Genomic DNA, 19,330 nt, shown 5'->3' on the forward strand with positions numbered 1-19,330 from the left:
GAGGCGTTCCTTAAACCGCGAATTCCAGCGCCGCCGACTGATCGGCTTCAGCGCGTCCCCAACGATAGCGAATGAGTTGTTCGATCTGGCCCATGGCTTCGTCGATGTTCGAGCGGCAGCGCTTGTGGGTCTTGGGCGTGCCGATCGGTTTTTCCAGTTCGTAGACTGTCATCATACGCAGGGCGGCGTGACTGATCTCCGCCGATTCGAGGATCGGGACGGGCAGGAGCGCCGGCCCGAAGGCCTGCTCCATGATGCGCTGGACCATGGCGTGGCTGGGGTCGTTTGAGTTGAACTTGGAGCAGATCAGGCGGCAGAAGCCGTATTCAACCTGGATGCCGGCATCCTGGAGCTGGCCGATCACCTGGCTCATCATCGACAGGAACTGCACGGTCGAGCAGAAGTCGGGTGTCGTTGCGGCCAATGGCACAAGCAGGGCATTGGCTGCCTGCATGACCGCCAGCGAGATGGTGCCAAGCGCGGGGGGAGGGTCGAGCAGGACAACGTCATAATCCTGAGCGAGATCGTTCAAACCCTGTTTCAGCTTGCGGAAACGCGACGCCAGGGTCCCGCCACCGCTACCACTGCCGGCCGCCGCCAGTTCATATTCGACATCGAACATCTGAAGGTTCGACGGAATGATGTCGACGTTTGGCCAGATGGTCGATTTCACGGCGTAGCGCAGGTCGTCCTGTGTCGGCTCGATCGACAGATAGGGATAGAGCGTCTCTTCGCGGCGGATCGCGAAGTGCGGATTGAAGCCGAACAGGGTCGTGGTGGTCGCCTGGCTATCGCAATCGACGACGAGAACGCGATAGCCTTTGACGGCCAGATAGTGGGCGAGGTGCGTCGTTACTGTCGATTTGCCGACGCCGCCTTTGAAGTTCTGAACGGTAATGATGGCCGGCGGGTCTTCGGGTGCGCGGGCGGGGGAGGCGCCAAGCACTTTGCGCATATTCAGCAGGGTCGGCATGTCATAGCCAAGACGGCGGCCCGATTCGCTTTCGGGTGGGGGCGGCAACCTGCCGTCCTGCTCCGCCATACGGATGCGATTCGTCGAACAGCCAAGGAGTTCGGCCGCTTCGGCAATGCCCAACCGGACATTCAGAGACTTGACGGCGCCGGGCAGAAAAGCGGTTTTCCGAAGTCTTTCAACCATTTGCTCGCCGGAGACAGCCAACTGGCCAATCCGTTCGGCTTCGGCCAGATGGTTGGCGGAATTCATTCCGGGAATGAGGTTTGCATTCATTTGGCTACCGAGCGAAACATTTGAAGCTTTATTGCCGAAGCGTGGCATGTTTTCATTCAATGCGCAAATATGGTTAACCGAGGGTTAAGCGTTAGCTGTGGAGATTATCAAGGTGGCCCAGCATCACGCGGTGCAGCAAGGTCGGACGGAACCCGGCACGGGTTGTAATCCCTATTGACCGCGTCGAGCCGGTGAGGGGCGGGCCCATGATTTTAAGCAATCCTTGCTGTATCTCGTAATCCACCTGACGGGCTGACAATAGCGCGGCCATATCCGTCCGCAGGAGCAGTGCGCGCGCTGTGACAAGCGAGGCGCATTCAATGACGCGCTGTGGCGGTTTCAGTCCTTTGTAGGCCATGAATTGCTCGAAGACATTCCGTCCCGGCGTTCCGAGCCGCGGCAGGATCCATGCCAGGCTGTCCAATTGCTGCTGTGTAAGCTTGTCACGGTCGCTGTCGAAGCCAGGCGCAAGTGGATGATCCGCCCGGACCACGATCGTCAGGGGGTCGTCGAACAAGTGTTTCTGCGCGACCAGCTTCGATGGCGCAGGGTCGCGTAGCGCGCCGAGAATGAAGTCGATCTCGCCATGCAGCAGGCCATGCAACTGGACGTCATAGGGGCCGTCGACGACGCGGATCTGTGCGTCAGGATAGCTGGCGAGCGTGGCGGCCACCGCATCCGGGAGCCAGCCCGACCGCGCCAGTGGCAAGGCGCCGATCGTGACCGTGCCCGCCACCTGGCCCTGGACTTCGCGAACTTCGTCCCGGCCCATCACCAGTTCGGCTTGATAAAGCGCGAAGTGCCGGGCCAGTTCGCGCGCTTCAGGCGTCGGCTGGTTCTGCACCAGGGCTATACCGCACAAGGTTTCGAGTTCGCGCACGGATCGGTGAACGCTGGGCTGGGACAGATCCAGCCGGCGCGCGGCTTCTGAAAAGGATGACGCCTGGATAACGGCGGACAGAGCCCGTATCTGGACACTTGTGATCAGGCGTGCAACGGGTACACGAACGCGGTCGTGGCGACGGGACGCGATCAGGTTTTCGGCGTCTTTCAGGTGCCCCAGCGCCCGTTCAACACGGTTTAAAAAGACGGCGCCTTCCGCCGTGGGCGTCATGCCTTTGGACGTTCGGGCGCATAGGGGAGCGCCGAGGTCGCCCTCCAGCGCTGTGATGGCCGCCGTGATCGAAGGCTGTGCCATATGGACATAGTCGGCGGCTTTGAGCGCGCTGCCGTAGCGACAAACGGCTTCAAAGGCCAATAGGCGACGGTGGCGAAACATGAGGGCTCCGGGTAACTATAACCAAAACCTATAGCATGGCGCGTAATTCGATCTAACCCCTGTTTCAATGACCGGCTCATAAACGATACGAAAAGGAGCCAGCCTCATGCCTGTTGTCGTTACCGATATCCGCCGCCCCGATCCTGCCGCCTGTGCTATCCTTGAGCGCCATGGCGTCGCGACGGTGCATGAGGCGCAAGGGCGGACCGGACTGATGAACGCAGCCATGCGTCCGATCTATCCGGCGGCCATTGCCGGACCGGCCGTAACGGTCGAACTGGCGCCGGGTGACAACTGGATGATTCACGTCGCTGTCGAGCAGTGCCAGCCGGGCGATGTCCTGGTGGTCACGCCGACCTCGCCTTGCGAAGACGGTTATTTTGGCGACCTGCTGGCGACGTCGCTCAAGGCGCGCGGCGTCAAGGGCCTGATCATCAATGCGGGCGTGCGCGATACGGCAACGCTTGAAGAGATTGGCTTTCCCGTCTGGTCGAAGGCTGTCTATGCGCGCGGCTGCGTCCGCGCCACGCTTGGCAATGTGAATACACCTGTGGTCTGCGCCGATGCCCTGGTCCGCGCCGGTGACGTCGTCGTTGCCGACCGTGATGGGGTCTGCGTCGTGCCTCTGGAAAAAGCCGCCGACATCGCCGCCAAGGCGGATGCGCGGGCCGCGTCCGAGGAGGCCCGCCGGGTACGCTTTGAAAAAGGCGAACTGGGGCTGGATATTTACGACATGCGTCAGAAGCTCAAGGACCTGGGCTTAACTTACGTCTCGCAGGCGGATTACGGCAAATGAGCCAGCGCGCCATCCCGGCATGTTTGATGCGCGGTGGCACGTCCAAGGGGCTGTATGTCCTGAAGGACGATCTGCCGGCGGATATCGCCTTGCGCGACAAGGTGCTGCTGGCGGCGCTGGGTTCGCCCGATCCGCGCCAGATCGACGGCGTAGGCGGCGCGCATCCCCTGACGTCGAAAGTGGCCGTGGTATCAAAGTCCGACCGCCCCGATGCCGATATCGACTACCTGTTCCTGCAGATCTTTCCGGACAAGGCCATCGTCACCGACCAGCAAAATTGCGGAAACATCCTGGCCGGCATCGGTCCGTTCGCCATCGAGCGTGGGCTGGTGGCGCCTGCGGGCGATACGACCCAGGTCCGGATCCATATGATCAATACGGCTTCGATCGCCGTGGCGACGGTTGAGACGCCCGGCGGACGAGTCAATTACGAAGGCGCTGCTCAAATCGACGGCGTCCCCGGCAGCCATGCGCCGATCATGCTCGATTTTCTTGATGTGGCGGGATCAAGCTGCGGCGCGCTGCTGCCGACCGGTAACGCCGTCGATGAGATTGATGGCGTCCAGGTCACTCTGATCGACAACGGCATGCCGGTCGTTGTGATCTCGGCGGCCGACTTTGGTCTGACAGGCGCCGAAACCCCCGAAGAGATTGAAGCCATGCCGGAGGTGCGGGCGCGTGTCGAAGCGATCCGCCTGAAGGCCGGACCGATGATGAATCTCGGCGATGTCGAAAAGGCGTCGGTGCCGAAGATGACCCTGATCTCGCCCGCTCGAAATGGCGGGGATATATCGACCCGTACCTTTATCCCGCATCGTGTTCATGAGGCCATCGGCGTTCTGGGCGCGGTCAGCGTTGCCACTGCCCTGGCGCTGAAAGACGGTATCACTGGCGCGAAGACCTTCGAGATCGAGCATCCGACCGGCTTTTTCAGCGTCGAAATGGAGATCGAGGGCAGGGGAGAGACATTGAAGGTCACGCGCTCGGCGCTGCTGCGCACGGCCCGGATGCTGATGCGCGGCGAAGTCCTGGTTCCAGCGTCTGTCTGGCCGCAGGGGGCGTTATGACGATACGCACTGTTGCACTGATCGGCTTCGGTGAAGTCGGCCGCGTCATCGCATCCGACCTGCCGTCTGATCTCGTTGTCACGGCATTCGATATCAGCAATACAAAACTGGACCTGCCGGGACGCGCCACCGTCTGCGGCAGCGCTGCCGTCGCCGTCTGTGAGGCTGATCTGGTGATCAGTGCGGTGACGGCGGCGCAAACCGTTGCCGCCGCCCGGTCGGTGCTGCCGGGACTGAAGGCTGGCGCGTGGTATATGGATCTCAATTCAGCGTCTCCGGAGGCCAAGATCGCGGCGGGCGAGCTTATTGCGTCCGCTGGCGGCCGCTACATTGAGGCCGCCGTCATGTCGCCGATCGAGCCTAAGCGCTTGGCGTCTCCCATGTTGCTGGGCGGTGCGTGGGCGCAGGATTTCGCGCCGGTCGCGCAAGGGCTGGGCTTTGGCGGTGCGCAGTTTTATTCGGACGTTCCGGGCAAGGCGTCGGCCACCAAGCTATGCCGCAGCGTCATGATCAAGGGGCTTGAAGCGCTGATTTCAGAGTCGCTGCTGTCGGCGCGCCACTACGGCGTGGAGGACACAGTTCTGGAAAGCCTGAATAATCTGTTTCCGCATGCTGACTGGCCGGGATACGCTCGCTATATGATCTCGCGCACGCTTGAGCACGGCGCCCGCCGTGCCGAGGAGATGCAGGAAGCGGCAGTAACCGTTGCCGGTGCGGGCGTTACGCCATGGATGGCTGAGGCGACCGTCGCGCGTCAGGCCTGGGCACCGGACTATTCCGAAGCTTTGGAACAAACAGACCTCAAAGCCATGCTGGACAGCATCCGGCAGCAACGAAACCGGAAGGATGGCGCCGAATGAGCCTGGACAAGCCCTTGATCATCGATTGCCACGGCCACTACACGACGGCGCCGGCACCGCTGACCGCCTTTCGCGACGCGCAACTGGCGCATTTCCGCGATCCCTTGAAGCCGCAACCTCCGGGCGTGGTCATTGGTGACGACGAGATCCGCGAAAGCATCGAACAAAACCAGTTGAAGCTGCTGAAAGAACGCGGCGCCGACATGACCATCTTCAGCCCGCGCGCCTCGGTCATGGCCCACCATGTCGGCGACGAAAGTGTGTCACAGCGCTGGACGGTCGAATGCAACAACCTGATCAGGCGGGTCATCGACCTCTATCCCGAGACTTTCATCGGCGTCTGTCAGTTGCCGCAGTCGCCAGGCGCGTCCCTGCAGGGTTCGATCGCCGAACTGGAACGCTGCGTCGATATGGGCTTTGTCGGCTGCAACCTGAACCCCGATCCGTCGGGGGGACATTTCAGCGCGCCGCCACTCTACGACAAATACTGGTATCCCTTCTTCGAGAAGATGGTCGAGCTGGACGTGCCGGCCATGGTTCACGTGTCGGGATCGTGCAATCCCGCCTTCCACGCCACCGGCGCCTATTACATCAATGCCGACACCACGGCCTTCATGCAGTTCATCGAAGGCGACCTGTTCCGCGATTTCCCGGACCTGCGGCTGATTATCCCGCATGGCGGCGGCGCGGTGCCCTATCACTGGGGGCGCTATCGCGGCTTGGCTGACATGCTGAAAAAGCCGGCGCTGCGCGATCATGTGATGAAGAACGTCTATTTCGATACCTGCGTCTATCATCAGCCGGGGATCGACCTTCTGTTCCAGGTGATCGACGTCGCGAACATCCTGTTTGGCTCCGAAATGGTCGGCGCCGTGCGTGGCATAGATCCGGAAACCGGCTTCTACTTCGATGACACCAAACGCTATGTCGATGCTTTGACCATCTCGCCGGAAGACAAATACCGGGTGTTCGAAGGCAATGCCCGCCGGGTCTATCCGCGTCTCGATACGGCGCTGAAGGCGAGGGGGCTATGAGTACTTTTACCAAGGATGCCGACTGGCTGGACTGGTGCGCCAATCCATCGAAGCCGAAATTCCAGCTGCCCAAGGGGGCGGTCGATGCCCATTGCCATGTGTTTGGGCCAGGCGACCTGTTCCCCTTCGCGCCTGAGCGCAAATATACGCCTTGCGACGCCTCGTGGGCGCAGCTGTTTGCCTTGCGCGATTTCCTGGGCTTCGAACGCAATGTGATTGTGCAGGCGACCTGCCACGGCGCTGACAATCGCGCCCTGGTCGATGCGCTGCAACGCTCCAGTGGTAAGGCGCGCGGCGTCGCCACGGTCAAGCGCTCGGTCAGCGACGAAGAGCTGCAGGCGCTCCATGTCGCCGGCGTGCGGGGCGTGCGCTTCAACTTCGTCAAGCGCCTGGTCGATGCCTTGCCATTTGACAGCCTGACCGAGATCGCCGGGCGCATCGCCAAACTGGGCTGGCACATCGTCATCTATTTCGAAGCCGACGACCTGAAGGAATACTTCCAGTTTTTCACGGATTTGCCGACGACCGTGGTGGTCGATCATATGGGGCGTCCGGACGTGTCGAAGGATGCCTTCGGACCCGATTTCGACCTGTTTGTGAAGCTGCTGGAATACGATAATTTCTGGTGCAAGACGACCTGTCCCGAGCGACTGACCAAATCCGGCCAGCCGGCCTATGACGATGTTGTGCCGTTCGCCAAACGGATCGTCGAAGCCTTTCCCGGCCGGGTCATCTGGGGCACGGACTGGCCACATCCCAATCTGAAGTCGCACATGCCGGACGATGGCCATCTCGTCGATTTCATCCCGCGCATCGCAACGACCGAAGCCTTGCAGGAAAAGCTTTTGGTTACCAACCCTATGCGCCTCTACTGGCCGGAGGAAATCTTGTGAGCCGTCCGCCTGTCCAGCGCCCCTATGACGATGTTCCGGGCACGACGGTCTTTGACGAGCGTATGTCGCGCAAGGGCTATCACCTCAACCAGTTCTGCATGTCGCTGATGAAGCCGGAGAACCGTGAGCGCTTCAAAGCCGATAACCGCGCCTATCTCGACGCATGGAAGATGTCGGAGGAGCAGAAGCAGGCGGTCATAGATCGCGACTACAACCGAATGCTATCGCTCGGCGGGAACATCTATTTCCTGGCCAAGATCTTCTCCAGCGACGGCCTCAGCTTTCAATACGCGGCCTCGACCATGACCGGGGTCAGCGAGGAAGATTACCTGAAAATGATGCTGTCGGGCGGTCGTAGCCCCGACGGCAACCGTTACAAGCACGAGTGGGAGACTAAGTAATGGCCCGCATTACCGCAGGCGTCGCGACCTCGCACGTGCCGGCCATCGGCCGCGCCATCGATACGGGCCAAACACAGAGCGACTACTGGAAGCCCCTGTTCGACGGCTTCGAATTTTCCAAAAAATGGGAAGCGTCGGAGAAGCCTGACGTCGTTTTTCTGGTTTATAACGACCACGCCACAGCCTTTTCCCTCGACTTCATCCCGACCTTTGCGATCGGTGTCGCCGAAGACTATGCCGTGGCCGACGAAGGTTTCGGCCCGCGCCCGGTGCCGCCGGTCGAAGGTCACGCCGACCTGGCCTGGCATATCGCCAGCAGCGTCATCCAGCAGGATTTCGACCTGACGGTCGTCAATAATATCCCGGTCGATCATGGCCTGACGGTTCCGCTGTCGCTGATGTTCGGCCAGCCGGATGCCTGGCCGTGCAAAGTCATCCCCTTTGCCGTCAACGTTGTGCAGTATCCGGTGCCGTCGGGCCGTCGTTGCTACAATCTTGGCAAGGCCATCCGCCGCGCGATTGAGACCTTTGACGAAGACCTCAACGTGCAGATCTGGGGCACGGGCGGCATGTCGCATCAGTTGCAGGGGCCGCGCGCCGGGCTGATCAACCAGCCGTGGGACAAGGCCTTCCTTGGCGACATGGTCGATAATGTCGAGCGCCTGTTGGCTATTCCGCCCGAGGAATACATCCGCGAAGCCGGTTCCGAAGGGATCGAACTGGTCATGTGGCTTATCATGCGCGGCGCATTGGACGACCAAGTGACCGAACTGCACCGGCATTACCATGTGCCGGCCTCGAACACGGCCATCGGCCATATAATTCTGAAAAACGGGAAGTAGACCATGAAAATCGCTCTGGCCGGCGCGGGCGCCTTCGGTATCAAGCATCTGGATGGACTGAAGAAGATCGCCAAGGATCACCCTGAGGTCGAAGTCGTGGCCCTGGTCGGCCGGCGTCTGGAGCCGACGCAGGAGGTTGCAGTCAAGTATGGCATTCCGCACGTCTTCACCGAACTCGAGGACGCGCTGGCGCTCCCCGAAGTCGATGCCGTCATTCTGTGTACGCCGACCCAGATGCACGCTGCCCAGGCTGTTGCCTGTATGAAGGCCGGCAAGCATGTTCAGGTGGAGATTCCTCTGGCTGACAGCTGGCAGGACGCGCAGGACGTGCTCGACACCCAGAAGTCTACCGGCCTGGTCTGCATGGTCGGTCACACCCGTCGCTTCAACCCGTCGCACCAGTGGGTGCACAAGCGCATCCGGGCGGGCGAGCTGAACCTCCAGCAGATGGACGTCCAGACCTATTTCTTCCGCCGCACCAATATGAACGCCCTGGGGCAGGCGCGTTCCTGGACCGATCACCTGTTGTGGCACCACGCGGCCCACACGGTCGACCTGTTCGCCTATCAGGCGGGATCGCCCATCGTGAAGGCTAATGCGGTGGAAGGTCCGCATCATCCGGAGCTCGGCATCGCCATGGATATGTCGATCCAGTTGAAGGCGGCGAATGGCGCCATCTGCACGCTCAGCCTGTCGTTCAACAACGACGGGCCGCTGGGGACCTTCTTCCGGTATATCGGCGACACGGGCACCTACATTGCGCGCTATGATGACCTGGTCGACGGCAAGGAGCAGCCGATTGACGTCAGCAGCGTCGATGTCTCGATGAACGGCATTGAGCTTCAGGACCGCGAATTCATCGCCGCCATCCGTGAGGGCAGGGAACCCAATAGTTCCGTTGCGCAGGTGCTGCCGTGCTACAAGGTGCTGCACGATCTGGAACAGCAGCTTCAGGCCTGAAGATGCGCACGATCGCGGGCCGTCCTGTCAATCCTGTCGGGCTGGGGTGCATGAACCTCAGTCACGCTTATGGCGTGCCGCCTTCGCCGCAAGATGGCATCGCTCTGGTCCATCGCGCCTTTGATCTGGGGGTCGATCATTTCGACACCGCTGCCCTTTATGGCTTCGGCCGCAATGAGGAACTGGTCGGGGAGGCGCTGTCTCCGATCCGCAGCCAGATATTTCTGGCCAGCAAATGCGGCATGACCGGTGTGGACGGCAAAAGGGTCATAGATGGCCGGCCCGAAACGTTGATGGCGACGTGCGAGGCGGCCTTGCGCCGTTTGCGCACCGATCATATCGACCTTTACTACCTGCACCGTTGGGACAGGGCGGTGCCGCTGGAAGACCAGATTGGCGCGCTGGCTCGATTGTTAGAGGCGGGGAAAATCGGCGCCATCGGCTTGTGCGAAGTGTCTGCACAGACTGTGCGTCGGGCGCATGCGGTCTATCCGATAGCTGCTGTTCAGACCGAATATTCGCTATGGACGCGCAACCCGGAGATTGCCGTGCTTGAGGCTTGCCGGGAGATCGGCGCCGCCTTTGTCGCCTTTTCACCCCTGGCGCGCGGTTTCCTGGCGGGCAGCGTAAAGACGGCGGACTTCGCTGAGCGCGACATCCGTATACCCATGCCGCGTTTCCAGCCGCCGCAGTTTGAGGCAAATCTGGCAGCTCTTGAGCCCTATGAAGCCCTGGCAGGCGCGGCGGAAATAACGCCGGCGCAACTGGCCGTGGCTTGGCTGCTGTCGCGTGCACAGCACGTTCATGTCATTCCGGGCACGACCTCGATCGCACACCTTGAAGAAAACCTGGTGAGGCCCGCGGTGCGGGCAACTGTTCTGGAACGGGCTGATGCGTTGATTAACCGGACGACCATCGCCGGAGCCCGGTATCCGGCGGCGGTCCAGGCTGAAATCGATACCGAGGAGTTCGATTGAAGAAATCCGTTGCCAGTGGCAATTTCTATTATAATCTATAACCATTATAACGGCGAAAAACGCCTTGGGGAGGACAGGATATGGACGCCAATATCGGCGCAACGGCGCCTGCGCCGAAAATATCGGCCGTCAGGATGACATTCCTGATCATAACCTGCGCGTTGATCATGCTGCTGGAAGGCTTCGACATCCAGGCGCTGGGCATTGCCGCACCGGTGTTGATGCCGTTGTTGAAGCTAGATCCCGTCCAGTCCGGCGAAATATTCTCCGCGGCCCAGGCAGGCGTGGTTCTGGGTGCATTGACCGGCGGGTTTCTCAGCGACAAGTGGGGGCGGCGTAATGTGTTGTTGCTGGCGGTCCTGATCTTCGGCGCTTTCAACCTGTCGACCGCCTTTGTTTATGATTTCACGACGCTGCTGTGGGCACGGGCTTTGACCGGCTTCGGACTGGGCGCGGCCATGCCTAACGTCATTGGTCTGGCGGTAGAATACGCGTCGCCCAAAAATCGCGTCAAGGCCGTGACCGCCATCATGGCCGGCATGCCGCTGGGAGGCGCGTCTGCAGCCTTGTTCGCGCGCCTCTATTTCAAAGACATGGGCTGGCAGTCGCTGTTTTACATCGGCGGCATCATACCAGTGGCCTTGACCCTGTTGATCTTCTTCCTGCCGAACGCCAAAGCTGCGCGTGTGGCTGACGGCAGTCCAAAGGTTGGACTTTGGTCAGCATTGTTCGGCGGCGGCCGTGCCACCAGCACCCTATTGCTGTGGGTGGTCTTCTTCCTGACATCGAGCGTCCTCTATATGATCCTGAACTGGCTCCCCAGCCTGATGACCCAACGGGGCATGGAGGTCCAGGTCGGGCAGATGGCGTCCCTGGTCTTCAATCTGGTCAGCATTGCCGGTACCCTGACTCTGGGCGCGGTAATCGATCGTTTCGGCTACAAATGGGCGATGCCGGTGGCCTATATCGGTTTCCTGGCGGGCATGTGCGGCATGGCTTTTACCGGGGCGGCAGAGGCGCTCATGGTCAGTGTCGGGGTAACGGGCTTTTTCCTGCTGGGTGCGCAGTACTCGCTCAACGGCATTTCACCGATGTATTACCCCAAGCCTGCACGTGGGCTAGGGACGGGCGCAGCGATTGCGTTTGGTCGCGTCGGATCGATTACCGGACCGCTCATGGCCGGTTATATCCTGAAAACCGGGATTGGGCCTTTGCACGGACCCAGCGGCGTTGCCATGGCGATGATTCCGTTGATCATCGTCGCTGGCTTCGCGGTCACCTTGCTGGTCCTCAGCGCCAGGATACTTGAGGATTAAGTCATGCGGCGCGCCAGACGGAAGTCGCGCGGCGACTGTCCGACATGGCGGCGAAACAGGCGGGAAAAATAGGCCGGATCATCAAAGCCTGTCTGATGGCAGCAATCGGCTATCGACAGGTCGCTGTACAGCAATAGCCGCCGGGCCTCGATCAGCCGCCGGTGCAGCAAGACCTGCATTGGTGAGTCTTCACCGGCCTTGTGGCAGGCGTAGCGCAGTTGTGGCTCGGTGACACGCAGAGCCTGAAGATAATCGTCCAAGTTCCATCCACTGCGGAAGTTGCGCTCGACCTGATCGCGAAACCGGGCCAAAAGGCGTTGATGGGGGGCTGCCGGCGTGGCCGCATGATCGCCCTGCCGGTCAAGAAGACGCTCGAGGTCCGCCATCAGGCCCAGCAGGTTGGCCTCGATGGCGATACGATAAGCGGGGGCCTGCCAGCGCAGTTCGCGATCGAGGCGGACCAGCCAGCGCTGGATGTCGCGAAGCGTGCGGCGGTCATCTATGGGAACGGCTCTGGGCGAGGGAAGGGGACGTACGAGTTCCGGGCGCGTACGGTAAACCTCATCCAGATAAGTGCTTGCGATCGTCAGGACGTGTCCGGAGATGTCCTCGCTGAAGTCAAAGCCGTGCACGGAGCCAGCGGGCACCAGTACGATATGGGGTGCCGTGAAGGCCAGGCCATCGCCTTCGCCCAGCACCCGGCCGTGCCCGCGCACGACAATCAGTACATGGTTCAAATCGCCGTGCATATGGGGACGAATCCGGCCCTGGAGTGGCGCAGAGCGATCGGCGATGGTCTCCAGGTGGAGAAAGTGCTCATCGACCTCGCGGGGCGGCTCTCCGAACAGATAGAAACGCGGGATAGCAGACATGGGTTTCTCGGTTTTGTCCAAGTTTATAGCATCTGAGTGCATGGTTTCCCAGCCTCATCAACTGCATGCTGCGGGCAAAAGAGGAGGTCCGGATGGAAACCCAACGCACTCAGGTGGTTATTGTCGGTGGCGGCGTCGCCGGCCTGATGCTGTCGCAGTTGCTGCACGTCGAGGGCATCGACTGCGTCATCCTTGAGCGGCAGACCCGCGCCTATACAGAAGCCAGAATCCGAGCGGGTGTTCTGGAATACGGCACAGTCGATCTGCTGCGACGGGTTGGCGTTAATGACCGCATGGACTGCCAGGGATTGCCGCACGAGGGATTTGCCCTGATGGACGACGGCGAGGCCTTTCGTATTGATCTGCACGCCCTGGCCGGCCGCGACGTCATGGTCTATGGCCAGACCGAGATCACCATCGACCTGATGGACGCCTGTGTCGAGCGCGGTGTACCGCTGGTGTTCGAAGCCGTTGATGTCGAACTGCACGACATCGAGGGCGCGCCATGGGTGAGCTACATGAAAGACGGTAAGACCCATCGCATCGACTGCGATTTTATCGCCGGCTGTGACGGGTTTCATGGCGTCAGCCGAAGGACCCTGCCGGACGCTGCGGCACACTGCATTGAAAAGGTTTATCCGTTCGGCTGGTTGGGTATTCTGTCGGATGTCCCGCCGATGGACCATGAACTGATCTATTCCAACCATGAAAGAGGCTTTGCCCTGGCGAGCCAGAGGTCGCCGACGCGCAGCCGATATTACATCCAGTGCGACGCCTCGGAGAAGATTGAGGACTGGGCGGACGACCGGATCTGGGACGAACTGGCCGTGCGGTTGGGTGACAACGGCCGGATCACGCGCGGGCCGTCGATTGAAAAGAGCATTGCGCCGCTGCGGTCGTTCGTCTGTGAAAAAATGCAGCATGGCCGGCTGTTCCTGGCCGGAGACGCGGCACATATCGTGCCGCCAACTGGCGCCAAAGGCCTGAACCTGGCAGCCTCGGACGTGGCCTATCTGGCGGACGGACTGATCGGTCATTACAAGCGCGGGGACGAGGCGGGTTTGCAGGGCTATACCGGACGCGCCTTGAATCGTATCTGGAAGGCTGAGCGGTTTTCCTGGTCAATGACGCAACTTACGCATCGCTTCCCGGCCATGTCAGTCTTTGACCGCAAGATGCAAAAGGCGGATCTGAGCTACATCCGCAGCAGCCAGGCAGCGCAGACGGCGATCGCCGAGAACTACATCGGCCTGCCGCTTTAATCCACCAGCATCAGGGCGTCGAGGGCGACAACGCCTTGCGGGTAGACAACAACCGGGTTCAGGTCGATTTCACGGATTGTCGGTTCGCTTAATAGCAGGCGGCCGAGACGCGCGATCAAAGCCGCAACAGCGCCAATGTCCAAAGCCGGCGAGCCGCGAAAGCCTGTCAGAAGTGGCGCGCTTTTCAATTGCAGCAGCTCTGCGGTGATTTCAGCTTCGGTCAGGTCGGGTGGCAGCAGGCGGACGTCGTGGAACAGTTCAGCCGTCACACCGCCAAGACCCGCGAGAATGACAGGACCCCACTCCGGATCGACCTTGGCGCCGACGATCAACTCAAGCCCGCGCTCGCCCATCTTTTCGATCAGGACGCCGTCCAGCTTCAGATCGGCATTGTATGCAGCGACATTGGCGTAAAGTTTGGACCAGGCTTCGGCGAGTTGTCCACCATCCCGGATGTTGAGCAGCACGCCGCCCGCATCGCTCTTGTGGCTCAAATCAGCCGACTGGGCTTTCAGGACGACAGGCCAGCCGATGGCTTCGCATGCCGCCTGGGCGTCTTCTAAAGACGTGGCGAAGCGGCCGGATGGAAAGGGAATACCGATGGGGTTGAGGATATCCTTGGCACGGTATTCCGGCACGACGCCGTGCACGCCTGCCAGCGCGGCAGACAGCGGCTCCGGCGCCGATGTGGTGACGGCGCGCGCGCTCAAGGCGTTTAGGCGCTTGAGGGCGCGGAAGGCGCGTTCGGTCGACGGAAAGCACGGTACGCCCTGGGCACGAAGCTGAGCGATGAAGTTGGCCGGAATGTCGCCCCCTTCATCCAGCCCGGCATAGATGACGGGTTTGGAGGGCTTCAGTTCGGTGACGGCGCGCAGGATCGGCGGAATCTTGATGCCGGTCGTGACAGGATCGGTCTGGATCACGCCCATGACGATCGTGCCGAAGCGGTCATCGTCGAACAGGGCGGCCAGGGTGCGATAATAGAGGTCGGGCTCCACCAGGCCTTGAGCGGTCAGGTCAAGCGGATTGCTGACCCCGACAAATGGGGGAAGGGCGGCGCGCAGGGCGGGCGAGTCTTCATCTGCGATCGCGGGCATGGCCACATCCAGATCTTCACAAAGGTCAAGCGTCAATGCCTTGAACGCACCCGATTCGCCGAACACAGCTGTACCGCCCGATGGCAGGGCAGGGCAGCGGATAGCGATTTCGGCGATATCGGCCAGTTCTTCCAGGGTCTCGGCGAAGACGACGCCGGCGCGCATCGTATGGACGCGCATGACGGCGTAGTCCCCTGCCATGGCTCCCGTGTGCGTGGCGGCGGACTCGCGTGCGGCGGCACTCTTGCCGGGGTGCAACAGGACGATCAGTTTTCCGGCCTGGCGGGCGCGGCGTGCGGCGGCCAGGAAACGCTGCGGCTTGCGGAACTGCTCGACGATCATCGTGATGACGCGCGTCGCCGGATCGTTGATCAGGTATTCGACATAGTCCTCGACGCCTGATGCGGCCTCATTTCCGGTCGAAACCGAAAAGCTGAGGCCCAGGTCGCGGCTGGCGATCGTGGTGCCGAGGACGCAGGCCATGGCGCCGCTTTGCGACACGATGCCAATGCCGGGGCGGCCATCAAGCTTGGCGATATTGGTTTCAACAAAAGTCAGAGGTACGGCATCAATGTAGTTGACCATGCCCAGGCAGTTAGGGCCTTCGACGACCATGCCCGAGTCGCGTGCCAGACGGCCAATTTCCTGCTGTTCAGCGAGGCCCTCAGGTCCGCCTTCGGCAAATCCGGCGGAGAAGATGACGGCCGCACCGCATTTGTGATCCGACAGGTCGCGAACGGCATCCAGCACGCCGGCGCGGGGAATAGCCAGGACGGCGGCGTCGATGCCCGCCGGCAATGCCGCGACGGAGGGGTAGCATTTGCGTCCCCCAATCTCGTCACGCTTCGGGTTCACCAGGAAGATGTCGCCGGTAAATCCGTTGCGTTCCAGATTGGCGAGGACCGAAGCGCCCAACGCGCCCGGCTTATCCGAAGCGCCGATGATAGCCACCGAGCGGGGGCGCAACAGGCGTTCGATCGGATTGACGAAGGTGATCGTGTGGGCGTCGGCAGTCATCGTTTACCGTTATGTCTAGATCGGAATGATTTTAGACGGAAGCATCATTCCGATCTAATCTTTTGTTTTGTCGCGATATTTAAGGCGAAAACCGCTTCACACTTTTCGCCATATCGCTCTAGAAACGCCGGAGGACCCATGGCCCTCCAGCCAACCCGCTAAGCTTTAGGCTTTTTGCTTCGATTTGTCGTAGGCGCCCAGACCTGGCTTATAGGTCTTGTCGTCGATGAACTGCTTGATGCCTTCCTTGCGGCCTTCATTGTCGTAGCTGTTCGCCGCTTCCTGCATCCGGACCAGATAATCCTCAGCCTCATCGTAGGCCATCAGGCTGACGCGGCGTACGGCATCCTTGGTCGCCTTCAATGCCACAGGATTTTTGGCGAGCAGGACCTTTGCAACCTCTGTAACGCGGGCTTCCAGCCCGGTAAGCGGAATGGCTTCATTGACCAGTCCCCAGTCGGCTGCGGTCTTGCCGTCGATGTTTTCGCCCATCATGGCATGGTACATGGCCTTGCGGAACGGCAGCAGTTCGACGGCGACCTTGGTCGCGCCGCCACCCGGCAGAATGCCCCAGTTGATTTCGGACAGGCCGAACTGGGCTTCTTCGGCGGCAAAGGCCAGGTCGCAGGCGAACAGGGGGCCGTAGCCGCCGCCGAAGCACCAGCCGTTGATCATGGCGATGGTCGGCTTCTGGTACCAGCGCAGACGGCGCCACCAGCCATAGGCCTCGCGTTGCGCCTGACGCGTCGCGCCCATGCCCTTGGCCTCATTCTCGCGGAAATATTCCTTGAGATCCATGCCGGCCGACCAGGCACTGCCTTCCCCGCTCAGGACCAGGACGCCGACATCATCGCGATACTCCAGGTCGTCCAGTACCCGCATCATCTGGCGGTTCAGCTTGGGCGACATGCAGTTGCGTTTTTCGGGGCGGTTGAATTTGACCCAGGCGATACCGTCACGCACTTCACAGGCAACGGTGTCTTCTTCGGCGCGTTCGATCTTGGGGGAGGATTCGTTCATGCAGGTACCAGGATTAGCTATTGAATTTATGAGAACCGGATAGATCAGGGCCGCCACAATTTGCGTATCTCAGGCAATATGCTTTCGACCGCCATAAGCAGGCGTGAAAAGGCAGCGGCTCTGTCAATGTTTCATCAAATGGGGAAATGTCCAGGCTGAGTCTCGATCGTGATCCAGCGCAGATCGGTGAATTCGTTAATGCCGGCCTTGCCGCCAAAGCGGCCATAGCCAGAATCCTTGACGCCGCCGAACGGCATCTGGGCTTCGTCGTGTACCGTGGCGCCGTTGATGTGGCACATGCCCGACTGGATGCGAGCGGCGACATTCAGCGCTTCGGCGATATTGGTCGTGAACACGGCAGCCGTCAGGCCATATTCCGTGTCATTGGCGATACGGACTGCGTCGTCCGTGTCCTTGGCGCGGACGATGGAGACGACGGGTCCAAAGCTTTCTTCTGCATAGATGCGCATGGCCGGCGTCACGCCATCCAGCACCGAGGCGGGAATGAGAACGCCTTCGCCTTCACCGCCGGCGATCAGCTTGGCGCCCTTGGCAATGGCGTCGCGCATGAGTTCACGGACCTTGTCGCCGGACTTGACATCGACCACGGCCCCCAGCGGCGTCTTGCCTTCCAGCGGATCGCCCGCAGGCATGGTAGCGGCCTTGGCGGCGAAGCGCTTGACGAACTCGTCGTAGACGGCGTCGACCACGATGATCCGTTCGGTCGACATGCAGATCTGACCCTGGTTCATGAAGGCGCCGAAAGCAGCGGCCTTGACGGCCTCGTCGAGGTCGGCGTCCTTGAGGACCAGCAGCGGCGCCTTGCCGCCCAGTTCCAGCAAGGCAGGTTTCAGCTGGGCTGCGGCGCGGGCTGCGATGATCTTGCCGACGTGGGTCGAACCCGTGAAGTTCACTCGCTTGACCGCCGGATGGTCGATGAGCGTGCCGACGACATCGGCGGCATCTTCGGGCGCATTGGTGACCAGGGAGACGATGCCTTCCGGCGCGCCAGCGCGGCTGAAGGCTTCAGCGATCAGCCAGTGGGTGCGCGGGCAGGCTTCTGCAGCCTTGAGGACAACGGTATTGCCGCAGGCGAGCGGCGTGGCGATGGCGCGGACACCGAGGATAACGGGTGCGTTCCACGGCGCGATGCCGAGCACGACACCGGCAGCCTGACGAACGGCCAGGGCGACACAGCCCGGCTTGTCCGACGGAATGGTTTCGCCCGCGACCAGGGTGGTCAGGGACGCGGCTTCGCGCATCATATTGGCGGCCAGCATGCAGTTGAACCCGGCCCAGGCCTGGGTTGAACCTGTTTCAGCCTTCATGGCGGCGATGAATTCGGGCGCCATGGCAGAAAGCTGATCGGCGACTTTCAACAGGACGGCACGGCGTGCATTGGGCCCCAAGGCCGACCAGGCAGGAAAGGCGGCAGCCGCAGCATCGACCGCCTTGATGGCATCGGCCGTCGAGGCAGCAGCCGCGGTCGTCGCAACCTGACCCGAAATGGGGTTGAGGCGGTTAAAGGTGCGCCCGCCCTCGGCCTTGACGGCTTTAGAAGCCATGATCAGGTCAAGTTCAGCGGAAGAAACGGTGTCCAACATGGCAATGGCTCCCTGTCGCGCCCTTGAATGGCACGTTAATTGTTATGTAACATACCTATTATGATCGGTCATTATTTATTTTGTCGCATGCGCGAAAAAACAAGGGTAGAGACGAAATCAAAAGGACCCCGGAGAACGCCTTGAAAAAGAAGACCTCTCTTGTTGACGCCGATCCCGCTGAGCTGCTGGAAAGCCAGATCGGCTTTCAACTGCGACTGGCGCAGCTGGCTGTGTTTGCCGAGCTGATCGATCGCATGAAGGAGATCGGGATTCGTCCTGTTGACCTATCGGTCCTGATGCTCCTGGAGGTCGAGCCGGGCTTGCGTCAGCACGTGATTGGTGATCGCCTGAAGATTCAGCGGCCCAACGTGGTGGCGCTGATCGATGCCTTGCAGGATCGTGGACTGGTCGAACGCAAGGTCGACAAGATTGACCGCCGCGCTAACCAACTGCGCCTGACGGATGCCGGCACGGCCCTGTTGAAGGAGGCCAAGCGCATCCAGCGCCGGCATCTCGATCGGATGTATCAAATTCTTGACGGTGTCGATGTCGAGAACTTTATGAAGGGCCTGCGTTTGCTGGCCGCCATGCCGCCCCGCGACACCGCCGAAGGCTAATCCTTCCAATATGTGCCAAATACAGCGCGTTTTTTTGCGCGCCGAAAAATTGTCGATTTTATTGTTGACAATCCGAAGCGCGTTGGCATTCTTAATAGTTATAAAAACTAACTAATTGGGAGCGAAACAATGCCAAAGGGAGTTGCGTATCGTCGTGTCTTGTTAGC

At 60.9% G+C, this 19,330-nt stretch carries 18 protein-coding genes; 12 read left to right on the top strand and 6 right to left on the bottom strand.

Annotated features, from left to right (window positions below; genetic code table 11):
* Positions 1 to 10: 10 nt before the first annotated feature.
* Together AC1DON_RS21310 and AC1DON_RS21315 are read right to left on the bottom strand one after the other, a co-directional pair.
* The gene (locus tag AC1DON_RS21310; protein WP_476936843.1) at positions 11 to 1,249 is read right to left on the bottom strand and encodes an AAA family ATPase; all 1,239 of its coding nucleotides are present in this window, start codon (positions 1,247 to 1,249) and stop codon (positions 11 to 13) included.
* Between the two features lie 91 nt (positions 1,250 to 1,340).
* Entirely contained in the window at positions 1,341 to 2,528 is a 1,188-nt protein-coding gene (locus tag AC1DON_RS21315) for a LysR family transcriptional regulator (protein WP_476936844.1), read from the bottom strand.
* Positions 2,529 to 2,634: 106 nt separating this feature from the next.
* Here AC1DON_RS21315 and AC1DON_RS21320 point away from each other — a divergent pair, with 106 nt between their 5' ends.
* From AC1DON_RS21320 to AC1DON_RS21365, 10 genes are all read left to right on the top strand, one after another.
* Positions 2,635 to 3,324, top strand: a complete 690-nt coding sequence (locus tag AC1DON_RS21320) for a 4-carboxy-4-hydroxy-2-oxoadipate aldolase/oxaloacetate decarboxylase (RefSeq protein WP_476936845.1) — start codon at positions 2,635 to 2,637, stop codon at positions 3,322 to 3,324.
* Positions 3,321 to 4,391: a 4-oxalomesaconate tautomerase gene (locus AC1DON_RS21325; RefSeq protein WP_476936846.1), complete on the top strand. Its 1,071-nt coding sequence runs from the start codon at positions 3,321 to 3,323 to the stop codon at positions 4,389 to 4,391. The genes AC1DON_RS21320 and AC1DON_RS21325 overlap by 4 nt, the downstream gene beginning before the upstream one ends.
* On the top strand, positions 4,388 to 5,251 hold the full coding sequence (locus tag AC1DON_RS21330; RefSeq protein WP_476936847.1) for a DUF1932 domain-containing protein: 864 nt from the start codon (positions 4,388 to 4,390) through the stop codon (positions 5,249 to 5,251). Before AC1DON_RS21325 ends, AC1DON_RS21330 begins: the two co-directional genes overlap by 4 nt.
* Positions 5,248 to 6,285, top strand: coding sequence for an amidohydrolase family protein (locus tag AC1DON_RS21335; protein ID WP_476936848.1), 1,038 nt, complete (start codon positions 5,248 to 5,250; stop codon positions 6,283 to 6,285). Before AC1DON_RS21330 ends, AC1DON_RS21335 begins: the two co-directional genes overlap by 4 nt.
* A complete protein-coding gene (locus AC1DON_RS21340; RefSeq protein WP_476936849.1) occupies positions 6,282 to 7,178 on the top strand; it encodes an amidohydrolase family protein in 897 nt (298 codons plus the stop codon). The genes AC1DON_RS21335 and AC1DON_RS21340 overlap by 4 nt, the downstream gene beginning before the upstream one ends.
* Positions 7,175 to 7,579 carry a protocatechuate 4,5-dioxygenase subunit alpha gene (gene ligA / locus AC1DON_RS21345; protein WP_476936850.1) on the top strand — a complete coding sequence of 135 codons (405 nt, stop codon included), beginning with the start codon at positions 7,175 to 7,177 and terminating at the stop codon, positions 7,577 to 7,579. Before AC1DON_RS21340 ends, ligA begins: the two co-directional genes overlap by 4 nt.
* Positions 7,579 to 8,421 carry a class III extradiol dioxygenase subunit beta gene (locus tag AC1DON_RS21350; protein WP_476936851.1) on the top strand — a complete coding sequence of 281 codons (843 nt, stop codon included), beginning with the start codon at positions 7,579 to 7,581 and terminating at the stop codon, positions 8,419 to 8,421. Before ligA ends, AC1DON_RS21350 begins: the two co-directional genes overlap by 1 nt.
* Before the next feature lie 3 nt (positions 8,422 to 8,424).
* Complete coding sequence (locus AC1DON_RS21355) at positions 8,425 to 9,381, top strand: Gfo/Idh/MocA family oxidoreductase (protein ID WP_476936852.1); 957 nt, start codon at positions 8,425 to 8,427, stop codon at positions 9,379 to 9,381.
* A 2-nt stretch (positions 9,382 to 9,383) separates the two neighbouring features.
* Positions 9,384 to 10,358, top strand: a complete 975-nt coding sequence (locus AC1DON_RS21360) for an aldo/keto reductase (protein WP_476936853.1) — start codon at positions 9,384 to 9,386, stop codon at positions 10,356 to 10,358.
* 80 nt (positions 10,359 to 10,438) lie between these two features.
* Positions 10,439 to 11,674, top strand: coding sequence for an MFS transporter (locus AC1DON_RS21365; protein ID WP_476936854.1), 1,236 nt, complete (start codon positions 10,439 to 10,441; stop codon positions 11,672 to 11,674).
* Here the strand turns inward: AC1DON_RS21365 and AC1DON_RS21370 are convergent.
* The gene (locus tag AC1DON_RS21370; protein ID WP_476936855.1) at positions 11,671 to 12,546 is read right to left on the bottom strand and encodes a helix-turn-helix domain-containing protein; all 876 of its coding nucleotides are present in this window, start codon (positions 12,544 to 12,546) and stop codon (positions 11,671 to 11,673) included. The two genes, AC1DON_RS21365 and AC1DON_RS21370, sit on opposite strands and share 4 nt — an antisense overlap.
* Positions 12,547 to 12,638: 92 nt before the next feature.
* Between AC1DON_RS21370 and pobA the strand changes: the two genes are divergently transcribed.
* Positions 12,639 to 13,808, top strand: coding sequence for a 4-hydroxybenzoate 3-monooxygenase (gene pobA, locus AC1DON_RS21375; RefSeq protein WP_476936856.1), 1,170 nt, complete (start codon positions 12,639 to 12,641; stop codon positions 13,806 to 13,808).
* Here pobA and AC1DON_RS21380 read toward each other — a convergent pair.
* From AC1DON_RS21380 to AC1DON_RS21390, 3 genes are all read right to left on the bottom strand, one after another.
* Positions 13,805 to 15,922, bottom strand: a complete 2,118-nt coding sequence (locus AC1DON_RS21380) for an acetate--CoA ligase family protein (RefSeq protein ID WP_476936857.1) — start codon at positions 15,920 to 15,922, stop codon at positions 13,805 to 13,807. The genes pobA and AC1DON_RS21380 overlap by 4 nt on opposite strands.
* 165 nt (positions 15,923 to 16,087) lie before the next feature.
* Positions 16,088 to 16,942: a p-hydroxycinnamoyl CoA hydratase/lyase gene (locus tag AC1DON_RS21385; protein ID WP_476936858.1), complete on the bottom strand. Its 855-nt coding sequence runs from the start codon at positions 16,940 to 16,942 to the stop codon at positions 16,088 to 16,090.
* A 134-nt stretch (positions 16,943 to 17,076) separates the two neighbouring features.
* Complete coding sequence (locus tag AC1DON_RS21390; RefSeq protein WP_476936868.1) at positions 17,077 to 18,507, bottom strand: aldehyde dehydrogenase; 1,431 nt, start codon at positions 18,505 to 18,507, stop codon at positions 17,077 to 17,079.
* Positions 18,508 to 18,686: 179 nt separating this feature from the next.
* Here AC1DON_RS21390 and AC1DON_RS21395 point away from each other — a divergent pair, with 179 nt between their 5' ends.
* Positions 18,687 to 19,163, top strand: a complete 477-nt coding sequence (locus AC1DON_RS21395) for a MarR family winged helix-turn-helix transcriptional regulator (RefSeq protein WP_476936859.1) — start codon at positions 18,687 to 18,689, stop codon at positions 19,161 to 19,163.
* The last annotated feature ends 167 nt before the right edge of the window (positions 19,164 to 19,330 follow it).

Source organism: Asticcacaulis sp. P4_H10 (assembly GCF_056400965.1).